General features: G+C 62.3%; 15 protein-coding genes. 6 read left to right on the top strand and 9 right to left on the bottom strand.

What is annotated here, in order from left to right:
• The first annotated feature begins 1 nt into the window (after position 1).
• A complete protein-coding gene (locus QNM96_RS09540) occupies positions 2-1,645 on the top strand; it encodes a hypothetical protein (RefSeq protein WP_283835953.1) in 1,644 nt (547 codons plus the stop codon).
• Positions 1,646-1,686: 41 nt separating this feature from the next.
• On the opposite strand, the gene QNM96_RS09545 is transcribed toward QNM96_RS09540, so the two are convergent.
• From QNM96_RS09545 to QNM96_RS09555, 3 genes are all read right to left on the bottom strand, one after another.
• Positions 1,687-2,550 (bottom strand): SDR family oxidoreductase, encoded by an 864-nt coding sequence (locus tag QNM96_RS09545; RefSeq protein ID WP_283835955.1) that lies wholly within the window; start codon positions 2,548-2,550, stop codon positions 1,687-1,689.
• A gap of 93 nt (positions 2,551-2,643) precedes the next feature.
• Positions 2,644-3,255, bottom strand: coding sequence for a VOC family protein (locus tag QNM96_RS09550; protein WP_283835956.1), 612 nt, complete (start codon positions 3,253-3,255; stop codon positions 2,644-2,646).
• 130 nt (positions 3,256-3,385) lie between these two features.
• On the bottom strand, positions 3,386-3,799 hold the full coding sequence (locus QNM96_RS09555) for a universal stress protein (protein ID WP_283835957.1): 414 nt from the start codon (positions 3,797-3,799) through the stop codon (positions 3,386-3,388).
• 196 nt (positions 3,800-3,995) lie between these two features.
• Here QNM96_RS09555 and QNM96_RS09560 point away from each other — a divergent pair, with 196 nt between their 5' ends.
• Both QNM96_RS09560 and QNM96_RS09565 read left to right on the top strand, forming a co-directional pair.
• On the top strand, positions 3,996-5,153 hold the full coding sequence (locus tag QNM96_RS09560) for a thiamine pyrophosphate-dependent dehydrogenase E1 component subunit alpha (protein ID WP_283835959.1): 1,158 nt from the start codon (positions 3,996-3,998) through the stop codon (positions 5,151-5,153).
• Positions 5,154-5,253: 100 nt separating this feature from the next.
• The gene (locus QNM96_RS09565; RefSeq protein WP_283835960.1) at positions 5,254-5,745 is read left to right on the top strand and encodes a hypothetical protein; all 492 of its coding nucleotides are present in this window, start codon (positions 5,254-5,256) and stop codon (positions 5,743-5,745) included.
• A gap of 17 nt (positions 5,746-5,762) precedes the next feature.
• On the opposite strand, the gene QNM96_RS09570 is transcribed toward QNM96_RS09565, so the two are convergent.
• Positions 5,763-6,557, bottom strand: coding sequence for a transcriptional regulator FilR1 domain-containing protein (locus tag QNM96_RS09570; RefSeq protein ID WP_283835961.1), 795 nt, complete (start codon positions 6,555-6,557; stop codon positions 5,763-5,765).
• A 231-nt stretch (positions 6,558-6,788) separates the two neighbouring features.
• Here QNM96_RS09570 and QNM96_RS09575 point away from each other — a divergent pair, with 231 nt between their 5' ends.
• Positions 6,789-7,781 (top strand): EamA family transporter, encoded by a 993-nt coding sequence (locus QNM96_RS09575; RefSeq protein ID WP_283835962.1) that lies wholly within the window; start codon positions 6,789-6,791, stop codon positions 7,779-7,781.
• 77 nt (positions 7,782-7,858) lie between these two features.
• Complete coding sequence (locus tag QNM96_RS09580) at positions 7,859-8,242, top strand: HIT family protein (RefSeq protein ID WP_283835965.1); 384 nt, start codon at positions 7,859-7,861, stop codon at positions 8,240-8,242.
• A gap of 29 nt (positions 8,243-8,271) precedes the next feature.
• Here QNM96_RS09580 and QNM96_RS09585 read toward each other — a convergent pair whose 3' ends face one another.
• The 5 genes from QNM96_RS09585 to QNM96_RS09605 form a co-directional block, all read right to left on the bottom strand.
• The gene (locus QNM96_RS09585) at positions 8,272-8,427 is read right to left on the bottom strand and encodes a hypothetical protein (protein ID WP_283835966.1); all 156 of its coding nucleotides are present in this window, start codon (positions 8,425-8,427) and stop codon (positions 8,272-8,274) included.
• A gap of 92 nt (positions 8,428-8,519) precedes the next feature.
• Positions 8,520-9,071, bottom strand: a complete 552-nt coding sequence (locus QNM96_RS09590) for a metal-dependent hydrolase (RefSeq protein ID WP_283836367.1) — start codon at positions 9,069-9,071, stop codon at positions 8,520-8,522.
• 60 nt (positions 9,072-9,131) lie between these two features.
• Positions 9,132-9,599 (bottom strand): VOC family protein, encoded by a 468-nt coding sequence (locus QNM96_RS09595; protein ID WP_283835967.1) that lies wholly within the window; start codon positions 9,597-9,599, stop codon positions 9,132-9,134.
• Between the two features lie 66 nt (positions 9,600-9,665).
• Complete coding sequence (locus QNM96_RS09600; RefSeq protein ID WP_283835968.1) at positions 9,666-10,091, bottom strand: hypothetical protein; 426 nt, start codon at positions 10,089-10,091, stop codon at positions 9,666-9,668.
• A gap of 216 nt (positions 10,092-10,307) precedes the next feature.
• Positions 10,308-10,793 (bottom strand): deoxyuridine 5'-triphosphate nucleotidohydrolase, encoded by a 486-nt coding sequence (locus QNM96_RS09605; protein ID WP_283835969.1) that lies wholly within the window; start codon positions 10,791-10,793, stop codon positions 10,308-10,310.
• 268 nt (positions 10,794-11,061) lie between these two features.
• On the opposite strand from QNM96_RS09605, the gene QNM96_RS09610 reads away from it, so the two are divergent.
• Positions 11,062-13,032, top strand: coding sequence for an aconitate hydratase (locus QNM96_RS09610; RefSeq protein ID WP_283835970.1), 1,971 nt, complete (start codon positions 11,062-11,064; stop codon positions 13,030-13,032).
• The last annotated feature ends 85 nt before the right edge of the window (positions 13,033-13,117 follow it).

Genomic DNA, 13,117 nt, shown 5'->3' on the forward strand with positions numbered 1-13,117 from the left:
TATGCGATCGGGCGGATTGTCGACTCGACGGGTGTACCACGTCGCTCGAGCGGACTTTCTCCAGCGAATCCGCTCCCGCCGGTTGCTCGTCGTGTTGGCCGTGATTGCGTACGTCGGCTACCTGGTCAACGTCGGAACCGTCGAAATCTTCTATCAGGACTCGAGCAACGAACAACTCTACCAGTACGCCGGCGAACCGACATCGGCGTACATCGGTCTCACTGCCGCCGTGACCGGCGCATCGATCCTGTTTCTCGCCGGCTACTACGTCCTCAGCGGGTCGCTCGAGCGCGATCGGACGACCGGCGTCGAGCGTCTCGTCGGCAGTACGTCGACCACCGACCGAGAATTGCTACTCGGAAAGTGGTTCAGTCACGTCGGCCTCGTCGTCGTCCTACTGGGAACGCTCGGGGCAGCCGCCCTGCTCAATCACCTCGTTCACGGGACCGGCTCGACCGACCCGCTCTGGATCCTCGGATCGGTCTTCTTGCTCGGCCTTCCGATCGGCTGTTTCGTCGCCGGCGTTACGCTCCTGTTTCAGTCGACCGACCGACTGCGCGGGACGGTCGGCAACGTGGTGTACTTCTTCGGCGCCATGATGCTCGCGGTCGCGGCGGTTCCGGCGGTGGGAGATCGAGCGCCGACGGAGATCCCGCTCTGGGCCCGGATGACCGATACGATCGGACTGTTCGCACTGGGCGAACTGACCTACGACGCGGTTCTCGAAATCGAGTCGGGCTACGACGGGCTGGGCGTGGCGAACTTCGGCGCAGGGTCGGCCGGCGCGGAAGTCGTCAGGTTCCACTGGACCGGCGACTCGTGGCCGCTCTGGTTTTACGCGAATCGCTTCGGACTGGTTCTGCTCGGCGCCGGGTTCGCGCTCGCTGCGACCGTTCCGTACGACCGATTCTCGTCCGCCAGTTCCTCGAGCGGAACCGGTCTAGTCGATCGCTTCCGAGGAGTAGTTCCGTCCCTGGGATCGGCGGCCGACGAGCCGAACGAAACGGTTCGGCGTCCGAACGAGGCGACCTTGACGCCGGTAACGGACCGATCCGCCGGCGGGTTCGGTCGGCTCCTCGGGCAGGAGCTTCGGTTGCTCGTCCGCGATCAGCCCTGGTGGTGGTACGCCGGCGCGCTTCTGATCGGATTTATTGGACTCACCGGATCGGCCCCTCCCGAAGCGATCGTCTCGGCCGCGGCAGTGTGGCCGATCTTCCTGTGGTCGTCGATGGGTGTTCGCATGATTCGACACCGGATGACGCCGTTTATCATCTCCTCGAGACAACCGTACGGACAGCTTCTCGCGGAGTGGACCGCCGGTGCGATCATGACCGCGGCGTTTTTCGGCGTCGCGCTCTGGCCCGTTGTCCTCGAGACGGGGATCGGCGGAATCATCGTGCTCCTCGGCGCGGTCGTCTTCGTTCCATCGCTCGCACAGGCGATGGGTCTCTGGAGCCGAACGCGACGCCTGTTCGAGTTACTCTACCTCCTTCTCTGGTACGTCGGCCCGCTCAACGGCGTTCCGGCGCTTGACTTCGCGGGCGCGACCGCGGAAACGGCCGGGACCGCGACGCCGCTGCTGTTCGGCGCGGTTGGTGTCGGGGCACTGGTCGCGGCGCTGACCCACCGATACCGCCAGACTTGAGGGAGTTCTTCGGCTCGAGCCGTCGATCGCTGGACGGGATATCACTCCGAGCGACTGAACTCGGGATCGAACATCTGGGCCGACATCGGGGCTGGATCTCCGTCAGTAAGGTTGTATGCAGCAAAGTCCTCGAGACCGGCCTCCCGAAGCAGTTCCTCGTCGTAGACGGCGTTGCCGGTGTACTCTGCGGGGTCGCGACTGAGAATCTCGAGGACGGTATCGGAGACGATTTCGGGTGTCCGCCAGTCGTCTTCTGTGCCGAGCCCGAAGTACCGCGTTGCGCGAGTGTCGATCGCGGTGACGGGCCAGAAGGCGTTACAGCCGACATCGTGGTTTCCGAGTTCGCTCGCAAGCGAGAGCGTGAGGAAGGTCATGCCGAGTTTCGACCAGGCGTAGGGCGCCTCGCCGGGCGCTCGGTCGACGGTGACCGGTGGTGCATTGGTCAACAGCCACGAATTCTCGACCTCTTTGAGGTGCTCGAGGAAGGCTCGAGAAGTGAGGTGCGTTCCGCGCACGTTCACGTCGGTCAGCAAGTCGAAGCGGTCTGCGGGGAGGTCTTCCACGTTGGCGATCTGAATCGCGCTCGCGTTGTTGATGACGATGTTGACCTCGCCGAACTCGTCGATCGCCCGTTCGGCGGCGGCCTCGACCTCGGCTTCGTCACGGACGTTCACCTGGATCGGCAGGGCGTCGACGCCCTTCTCGCGAACCTCTCGAGCGGTTTGCTCGATCGTCCCCTCGAGGTCTCGGTCCTCGCCGTAGTCGTCCTCCTCGCTCGTCTTCCCGGTCGAGACGATGTTACAGCCCTGCTCGGCGAGTGCGAGCGCGATCGCTTTGCCGATTCCTCGGGTCGTTCCAGTGATGAACGCCGTCTGTCCGGATAGATCCGGCTTCTCGAGTGCCATGATATACTATTGCTCAGCAGGACTATAAAACTTCAACCTAGTGGAGAATTGTCTCCGCTGTCAGTGGTGATGATGAGGACGCGAGGGGACGACTCAGATTCCCGCGCCAGTTGGCGCGTCCGGCAGGTCAGCCGGCTCGGCGTCGAGGCCGAGTTCCTCGAGCGCGGCGGCGAGATGCTCGTCTTCGGCGAACTCCGAGCCGTCTTCCTCGCGGATGCGCTGGGTCGTCGCGAGCACTTCGGCGCGGCGGTCGTCCGGGATGTCGTACTTGTCGGCCGAGAGTTCGATCGTGAGGCCGTTGTGATCCCGCGTGTACAGCGAGTGGAAGATACCCCGATCGAACTCGTTGTAACCGTACCGGGACTCCTCGAGCGCGTCGCGGATCTCGACGAACTCTTCGGCGTCGATAGAAAAGGAAAGGTGGTGGACCGAGCCGACCTGATTGCGAAGCGGTCGGTGATCTGACTGCCGGTCGTCGGTCACGAAGAAGGTGAGGATTCGCCCGTCGCCCGTGTCGAAAAACAGGTGCGTGGAGTTCGGATCGTCCAGGTTCGGTTGTCTAAGCACCAGCGGCATACCGAGCAGGTCGCGGTAGTATTCGATGGTGTCTTCCTCGTTACTTCCGATGAGCGTGATGTGGTCGGTTCCGGTGACGCTGATCGGACTCTTCGGCGGCGTCGCGGTGATCTCGGGTTCGTCGGTCATCGTTCGTGTTCGGCCTACGGGTGCCATCCGTATACCTGTAGTCCCTTCCGCATGTTCGGGTTTCTGTACTCGCCCCGACGGGAGAACGGCACACTCGAGGAGTTGAAACTCCCATCAGATGAGCCGAACGCTACCCGCCGCCGGTGACGACGACCGGCCGTTCCGTGTTGAGGATCGTCGACTGGGTCACGCTCCCGAAGACCGCTTTGCCGACCGGGGAACGCTTTCTGCCGCCGAGGACGATCAGGTCGACGTCCCGGTCGTCGGCTTCGATGAGGATGTCTTCGGCCGCGTCGCCGCTATCCTCTGCAATCACGGTCTCGATATCCGCTTTCTCGAGGATCTCTTTCGCTCGACGCACCGACGCGACTCGAGTCGCGGTCTTGTACTGGCTGTACTCCTCGGGAATCTCGTCGTCGTCACCGAAGACGAACAGGAGGGTCGCTTCGATGTCGTCCGTTTCATGTGGAAGCGAAGCGACGTACTGCGCCTGCGCTCGAGCGCGGTCTTCGTCCGTATCGACAGGCACCAGAACCTGATACATGCCGTACGGTTCGGTTTCTGCAACTATAAAATCGACTCCGGGTTTCGAACCCGATCGAGTGGGTTCTCTCACCGAGTAGCCCGACTCGCTCTCGTGGACCGGTCGACGACGCTTCTGTTCGACCGGTCGGTCTCTCTGACGGTCACCGTTCGTCACTCGATTTTAAGGTGGTTCACTGCCACCGTGGGAGTATCAGATGTCACGCGACGTGCTCGATCGGGACCCCGACGACCGTGTGCAGATTCTCGACCCGACCGGTGACGTGGTCGCGCCGGATCTCGTGCCCGATCTCGAGGCGGAGACGCTCTACTCGATGTACCGGGATATGAAGTTCTGCCGGCGCTTTGACGAGCGGATGATCAGCCTGCAGCGACAGGGTCGGCTGGGGACCTACGCCTCGCTCGCGGGACAGGAGGGCTCTCAGATCGGGTCGACGTACGCGCTCTCCGACGAGGACATGCTCTCCTTTCAGTACCGCGAGCACGGAGCGATCGTCTCGCGGGACCTCCCCTGGGAGTACCTGCTGTACTGGATGGGTCACGAGGACGGCAACGCCGCGCTGACCGACGTGAACGTCTTCCCGCTGAACATCTCTATCGCGGGGCACATCCCCCACGCCGTCGGCTGGTCCTGGGCGGCCAAACTCAAGGGTGACGAACGCGTCGGAGTTGTCCACTTCGGCGACGGGTCGACCTCCGAGGGCGACTTCCACGAAGCGATGAACTTCGCGGGCGTCTTCGACACGCCGACCGTCTTCCTGTGTCACAACAATCAGTGGGCGATTTCGGTCCCTCGAGAGCGCCAGACGGCCTCGAAGACGATCGCTCAGAAGGCCAACGCCTACGGCTTCGACGGGGTGCAGGTCGACGGAATGGATCCGCTCGCGACCTACGTCGTGACGAAGGCCGCTCGAGAGAAAGCGCTCGGCTCGCCCTCCGACGCGCCAGACGGACGGGGAGCCGAAGACGATGACGACTCGAGCGAGCAGTTGCGACCGACACTCATCGAGGCGGTCCAGTATCGCTTCGGCGCACACACGACCGCGGATGACCCGAGCGTCTACCGGGACGACGAGGAGGTCAAGCAGTGGCGCGAGCGGGACCCGATCGACCGGTTCGAACTCTACCTCCGGAATCAGGGGCTCATCGACAACGGTCACATCGAGGCCGTCGAAGCCGACGTCGAGGAGACCCTCGCGGAGCTCCTCGAGCAGGCGGAAGACTACGAGGCGGATCCTCGAGCGATGTTCGAGTACACCTACGACGAGCCGACGCCGCGACTCGAGCAACAGCGCGAACACCTCGAGTCGCTCCGCTCGACCCACGGTGACGACGCGCTCCTCGAGGACGAATAGTGGACCTTTCCCGGCTACTGCAAGCTCCGTCTTAAAGCGTCAACTGAGACAGGCTAACCGCTTTGGGTCGCGTCTCGAAATCACCACGTAACAGCTCTCCATGCAACTCGAGCAATCAGCGACCGAAACCGGAACAGACACCGATTGGACCGATACGATTCCGAGCGCGTTCGACGCCAGAGTGCTCGGACTCGTCGTGACCCTCGCCGGACTCGCCGCCTCGGTGAACGTCCCCTACGGCGGCCTTCCGATGGCGGGCGTCGCGTTCGCGACGCTCACAGTTATCGGCGTCGTCGGCCACGTTCTTGGCGAGCGAAAACTCCGTCGGATCACCGACGGTCTCGCCGAGCGTTGGAGCCAGAAGGGGGTCGCGATCGAACGGGTTACCCGCTCCTCGAGCGGGATGCGAACGCAGTGGACGCTCCATACTCCCGACGGCGACGTGACCGTGGGCGGTCTCGCACTCGCTCCGATGTCTCGGCTGTCGATCGAGTGGGATGGAATCAGCGACTCGATGTCAGCAGGCGAAGCCGAAAGCGACCTCGAGACGCTCGCGAACGGACTGTATCGCGAAATCTTCGAATTGCCGTAGCTCTCCTTTCGGATCGATTACTCCTCGAGCGCGTCTGCCTCGAGCGGGTCAGATTCCTCCCAGTACCGCTCGTGGAGGTCTTCGCCCCACATGCGGACGTGCTGATTGTCGGTGTCGAGCGCCGCCTGCAACACGCCGTCGTCGTCGCGAATCATCAGGCTCACTACGTCGTCGGCGACGGTCACGGCGTGAGGAACGTCGCCGTCGAAGACCCGAATCTCGGCTCGATCGGCCTCGAGTAACTCTCGAAGCCGCTCTCGGAGCGTCGAGTCGTCAGCGAGCGCGTCGATCGCCGTCGCCGAAAACACGCCCTCGAAGGTCTGGTCGTCCTCGAGCACGTTTCGACATACCGTCTCGAGACTTCGCTCGTTAAACGCGTAGGAGACGATCCGAACGCGGTTCGCACCTCGAATCGTCTCGGTCACTCGTCCAACGGGCGCGCCCGGCCTCGTCTGTGAGGGCGTTGTGATCGTCGCGTCCCGAAGCGCGAGGAGATCGAACGCCATCTCGTCGGTCGGCAGCCATTCGACGATGTCTCGGAGCGTAAGCTCCGTCTCGACGATCTTCCGAAGATCCGTAAACCCGGCCGCGATGAGCCGTCCCGTCGCCGTTACGTCGTAGCCGTCGCTCGTTCGGGTGATCCAGTTACGTTCGTCAAAATCCCGAAGGATTCGCCCGAGCGTCGGCTGTGAAGCACCCGTCGCCTCCTCGAGTTCACGTCGTGTCGAGGACGACTCGCGTAACGCGTTCAACACCGCGACTCGGTTCGGAGAGAGCGCGAGAAACTCGATCTCCTCGAGTGCGAGGTCCATACCCGTCGTTCGAACCGTTCCGAAAAGTGTGTTTCGGGCCGTGAACGGATTTCACCCCGTGAATAGTTACGGAGCCCGAAAGAATCACACGGCATCACGAAGTTTCTTACCGTGTAATTTTTACTGAAATAATTTATGTGGCTCACGCCCTTCTGTTCTCATACGAGATGATTACGGAACTGCTGACATTCGGTCGGTTCGAACGAGACGCCACGGAGGTGTCGAACTAACGTGTCTCGAGTCCGAACCCTCGTTCTATTCGCCCTCGCGAGCGTCTTCTTCGGCGGGACCTTCGTCGCGGCCAGAGCCGGACAGGAATTTATTCCACCGCTTTTGTTCGTCGCGCTTCGCTTCGACATCGCTGCGGTCCTGCTGATCGGCTACGCCGTCTTGACGACGCCTCGCGAGGATCTCGTCCCTACAACTCGAGGCGATATCGCCGGCATCCTCGCCGCCGGCGTCTTCGCCATCGGACTGGCGAACGGGCTCCTGTTCGTCGGTCAGGGTTACGTCACGAGCGCGGTCGGTTCGATCGTCTTCAGCCTCGTTCCGATCTTTTCGCCGTTGCTCGCCGGCGTGTTGCTCACCGACGAGCGCCTGACGGCGACAGGTGCTGTCGGCACCGCCGTCGGACTGGTCGGCGTTGCGATGGTGATCGGCATTGAGCCGGGGAACCTCCTCGGAGCCGCAAACGGCGGCACCGCGATCGTCCTCTTCGGTGCGATTAGTGGCGCGCTCGGTGCCGTCCTGATCCGCCGCGCGGACGTGACGACCTCGAGTACCGTCCGGACCGCCTGGGCGCTCCCGGTGAGCGCGCTGATGCTCCACGCGATGAGCTTCGGTGCAGGCGAGTCCGTCGGCGCAATCGAGTGGACGACCGGTGCGATCGTCGCGCTCGTCTACGTGAGCGTCTTCGCCGGTGCCATCGCCTACATCGCCTACTTCGAACTCATCGACGAGGTCGGCGCGATCCGCTCGAGTCTCACCTTCTACGCCAGCCCGGTCTTCGCGACGCTCGGGGGCTGGCTCTTCCTCGGCGAACAGCTCTCGGGACTGGCCGTCGCCGGGTTCGCGGTCATCGTCGCCGGCTTTACGATCATCGGCTACCGAACGATCGTTACCTCGCTCGAGGAGCCGGTGATCCGGGCGATTCGCCGTCTTCCGCCGATTCACCTGCAGGGGGACGATCGCCGGGACTCGCGGTTCGAGACCGACGGAGACTAACGACTTCCTGATTGATGTCGAGGGCTCGACCGTCCGACGGAAAACAATTATATCGGCCGGCGCCGACTCTGCTCTCGATGACCGAATCCGACGAGTGTCCGTTTTGCGAGATCGTTCGCGGCGAACGAGAATCGGACGTGCTTCTCGAATCGGCGGACTACTGCTGTTTTCTCGACGCCTATCCCGTGAACGAGGGTCACGCGCTCGTCGCCCCGAAAACGCACGTTCGTTACATGGAGGACCTCGAAGATCCGAAACTCTACGAGTTCCTGCGAGAGGCGCTAGCCGAGGTGAATCGGCGGTACGAACCGGACTCGACCAACGTCGGGATCAACAACGGATCGGCGGCCGGGCAGACGATCCCGCACCTCCACTGGCATATCATCCCTCGGTACGAGGGCGATATGGAGGACCCGACGGGCGGCGTGCGGGGCGTGATCCCCGAGGAGCGAACTTACTGACGACGCGCCGAGACCGATCGTCGTCGGTATCACAGGACGTGACTCCGTAATGCCGCAACCGAATGCGGCCAGTCGCCCTCGAGTTCGTCCGACGGCGTTCGCCCGTCGTCCTCGGTCGTCTCCGCGTCGGGACGAGTCGTTCCGTTTTCCGGCGGTTCACTCCGGCTCGAACAGTCGTCGACCATGCGAGTGCTGGCCTCGTTTTGATATAAAAAGTCTCGCCGGGCGTGCGGTGCTCGATCGAACGCAATTCGATCCGCTGTCACTAAAGCGATCGTCACTCGAGCCACTCGGGCGTCCACTCCACGATCCGTCGGCGAACCAGCGCGTAGCCGACCGAAAGGACGAGGCCGCCGACGATGGCGGCGCTGATCCAACCGTCGAAGACGAGCAGGCCCGGCACCGCGAGCGCGATAGCGAGCGCGGCGTCCTCGGGCGCGCCGTCGTATCTGACCCACCGCCGCGGACGGATCCATCGGGAGCGGAGGTGATCGTACACCGCTCGATCGCTGCGATCGTTCCACGGGTCCATCTCGGGGCCGCCGCCCAGCGCGTCGCTCATCGCGTGGAGCCACGCGGCGACGGCGAACGAGGCGAGTGCGGCGGTCGCGGCCGTGGGAACGAGCAGAGCGAGGGCGACGAAGCCGACCGCGGCGACGCTCCCCAGCACGGGCGCGTGAAGCGTTCGCCGGTGCTCGAGAACGAGGTCGAAATCGGGGACCAGTCCGCCACAGATCGCCCCGATTGCGAGCGGGGTCGCGAGTTCGGGAACGGCGTAAGCGACGGGGACGACGACTGCGAGGCCCGCGAACACGTGCGTCGTCGCCATCATACGCCTCAGTACGCGGGCGAGCGGGAAAACTGTACGCGAATCGCGCTCAACTAGCCATCATTCGCTGTCCTCGGGAGCTATCCCCTTCTCGGCTAACTCCTCGAGTGCCCCCTCGGTCTTCTCGAGGTGGTCGATGCCCATCCCCTCGCGAACGGACTCGGCCTTCGTGAACTGGATCTCCTCGTAATCGACGACCTGCACGCGATTGCCCCACGGGTCACGGAACTCGAGTCCGCGCGTATCGAGTACGTCGACGTCGAACTCCTCGAGTCGCCGCTCGAGGGGTTCGGTATCGTCGACCACCAGCCCGAAGTGGCGGTGCTCGTCGGCGTTCGGCGTCGCGTGCTCGGACAACGCAATGAACTGGTCGCCCATGTCGATGAAGGCGCTCGTGTCGCCTCGTCCGCGCAGTTCGAACTCGAAGAGGTCGCCGTAGAACTCGAGGGCGTCGTCGACGTCTCCGACCTCGAGGGCGACGTGGTTGATTCCGACAGGGCGGACGCGATCGGCGGATGAGTCGGTCATCGTTCGGCTGAACGTCGTTGACGCTGATAACGCTAGGGACGACTCTCGTCCTCGAGTCCGCACTCACTACAGCGTTTTTTCGCAGGGGGGTTCAGGATAGTTCTCACAATCCCGTTCAACCAGATACGGAGCGTCTGCTTCGAGTTGCACCCCGATCCACTGACAATTGGTATCGCTAGTATCGGTGCCGAGATTGACATCACTCCACTCTGCAGACTCGTCAGTTCTCGCCGCAACACTGTATTCGTGTTCCGCTTCAGTATTCCATTCACAGTCGACGATTTGCGTTGACGGAGAATCTGAAGCAGATGAGGCCGTGATCGTTGTTTGCTGAATCGTTTTTTCGTCCTCGTCTATTCGGATCTCAACAGTCATCTCCTCATCGTGAAAATTTTCTACTCGAACCCCGCCAAGTTGTATCTCGCTGTCCGAAGAGATGCACCCACCTACTACTGGGAAGCTAGCTGCGGTTAGCACGTGTCTTCGTCTCACATCTCCCTCTTATTCTCACCGCTAATAAGGGTAGACTCTCTCTCAAATCTATAATAAAAGCAGACAGAGTACTACCTACACGGGCTCGGTACCGTCCGATCTCGTCTGTCTAACTACTTATTTCGATCCTCTGCCCTCACAACTAATGGATACAACCGCTGAGAATTAGGCGGCGTCAAACGTGCAGAACGGATCGCTCGGCGCGAGGTATCGTCGCTACCCCTCGAGGTTCTCCCCCTGATAACTCCCGTCGTAGAAGTCCTCGTGATCGGCCTCGACCAGAACGAGCTGGGCGATCCGGGCACCGCGCTGGATTTCGATATCGTGGTGGACCTGCAGCAGTCCCTCGCCACGACCCTCGTAGCCGGCATCCCAGACAGCCGTGTTGAGCATACAGGAGTTGCGCATGAGCGAGGAGCGCGGGTAGACGAACCCGATATGGCCCTCCGGAATCTCGATCTGTTCGCCGTAGCGAGCCACGTAGGCCCCCTCCGGGAGGTAATACGTCTGGGGCATCTTCTCCTCGAGTTCCTCGAGGGGTCGGGCGACGCGCTCGCCGACGGACTTTCCATCTTTCGTGATACGGCCTGGCTCGAGTTGCTCGAAGACGATCTCGAGGGTGAGATCGACACCGTTAGGTTGAATCTGCTCGTCAGTCGCCGGCGAAACGTAGTCGGCGACGAAGGCACCGGAACGGAACATATCCTCGAAAACGGATCGGAACCGGGAAAAACGTATCGCGTTCCGTCCGATTCGCGGTGGTGTCACATTCTCACGGTACTACTGGACCCGTTCTCCTGATATTGGTATGTTCACTATTCGCGTAGGCCTGCTGATTTCGAGTGTGTACATCCGTGTACTTCCGGCGCAACATTTGCTCCATTGATACCGATTTTTCAGGAACTAGCATGGTCGACCCGGACGGAAACACGCTGGATTTATCAGGACGGAAAGCCGAGATTCGGACGCTATGGGACAGACTCTCACCGAAAAGATTCTCGAGGATCACCTCGTCGAGGGCGAACTCGAAACTGGCGAGGAGATCGGCATCGAGATCGATCAGGTACTTACACAGGACACGACCGGTACGATGGTCTGGCTGCAGTTCGAAGCGATGGGACTGGACGAAGTCCAGACCGAAATCGCCGCCCAGTACTGCGACCACCAGACGTACCAGTTCGACTTTAAGAATACGGACGATCACCGCTTCCTGCGTTCTGCGGCCGGTACATTCGGCGCTCATTTCTCCCGACCCGGAAACGGTATCTGTCACAACGTTCACCGCGAGAACTTTGCAGCGCCCGGCAAGACGCTGCTCGGTTCCGACAGCCACACCCCGACGCCCGGCGGGCTCGGCCAGCTCGCGATCGGCGCGGGTGGAATCGACATCACCGTCGCGATGGGCGGTGCACCATACTACGTCGAGATGCCCGAAGTCGTCAACGTTCGCCTCGAAGGCGAGCTTCCAGAGTGGGCGACCGCAAAGGACGTCATCCTCGAGATGCTCCGTCGTCTCACCGTCAAAGGCGGCGTCGGCAAGATTCTCGAGTACACCGGCCCTGGCGTCGAGACGCTCACCGCCCCAGAGCGGATGACGATCACCAACATGGGAACGGAACTCGGCGCGACGACGTCGATCTTCCCAACCGACCACCAGACCGAGGACTACCTCGAACGGCTCGACCGCGAAGAGGAGTACGTCGAGCTTCAGCCCGACGACGACGCCGAGTACGACGACGAGATCGTCGTCGATCTTTCGGACCTCGAGCCGCTGGTCGCCCAGCCCTCGATGCCCGACAAGGTCGTCCCCGTCAGCGAAGTCACGGGTCAGGACGTCGAACAGGTTATCGTCGGCTCTTGTACCAACGGTGGCTACGAGGACATCCTCCCCGTCGCCAAGATGCTCGAAGGCCGCGAGGTCTCGATGGAAACCGAAACGATCGTCGCACCCGGTTCCAAGCAGGCCTCAGAGATGCTCGCCCGTCAGGGCTGGGTTGCCGAGATGATGGCCGCCGGCGTCAACTTCTCCGAGGCGACCTGTGGTGCCTGTATCGGGATCGGCCACGTGCCGGCCTCCGATTCGGTCTCCATGCGAACCTTCAACCGCAACTTCGAGGGTCGCTCCGGTATCGAAGACGACAACGTCTTCCTCTGCTCACCGGAAGTCGCCGCCGCCGCCGCGATCGCCGGCGAAATCGTCGACCCACGGGACCTCGAGGACGAACTCGACGATCTCGAGGCACCGGGCGTCGAACTCCCCGACGAGTACGACGGCTCCAAGACCGACCTCATCGCACCCGACGAGGCGGTCGACGACGAACTCATCAAAGGACCGAACATCGGCGACGTCCCGATCCGAGACCAGCTCGGCTCGGACGTCTCCGGCGAAGCGCTCCTGAAGATGGAAGACAACATCACGACCGACCACATCATCCCTGCGACGCAGGATATCCTGATGTACCGGTCGAACGTGCCGAAGCTCTCGGAGTTCACGCTCTCGCGTGTCGACGAGACCTTCGCGGAACGCGCACTCGACGCCGACGGCGGCTTCCTCGTCGCCGGCGAGAACTACGGACAGGGATCCTCGCGAGAACACGCGGCACTCTGTCCGATGTACCTCGGCATCGAGGGCGTCCTCGCACAGAGCTTCGCACGGATCCACCGCGCGAACCTCTTTAACTTCGGTATCGTCCCGCTGACGATCGACGAGGAAACCTACGAGAACATCGATCAGGGCGACGATATCGAAGTCGTCGACGATGTCTACGACGCAGTCGCGAACGGACAGGAGGAGTTCACCGTCCGCGTCAACGGCGATTACGAAGTCACGGCGACGCTCGACGCCTCCCAGCGCGAACGCGACATTCTCGCAGCCGGTGGCAAGCTCTCCTGGACGAAAGAACAGGCAGAGGGAACCGGCGCCGCGCCCGCTGACGACTGATCGGAACCGACTCGAGGTTCCGAGCCCGTGGTTTTGCGGTTTTCTCTTCCTTTTTTGTTGTCGAACGCTGTCCCGCAGTCGCTCA

Origin of the sequence: Halostagnicola sp. A-GB9-2, from assembly GCF_030068615.1 — an archaeon.
Lineage (GTDB): Archaea > Halobacteriota > Halobacteria > Halobacteriales > Natrialbaceae > Halostagnicola.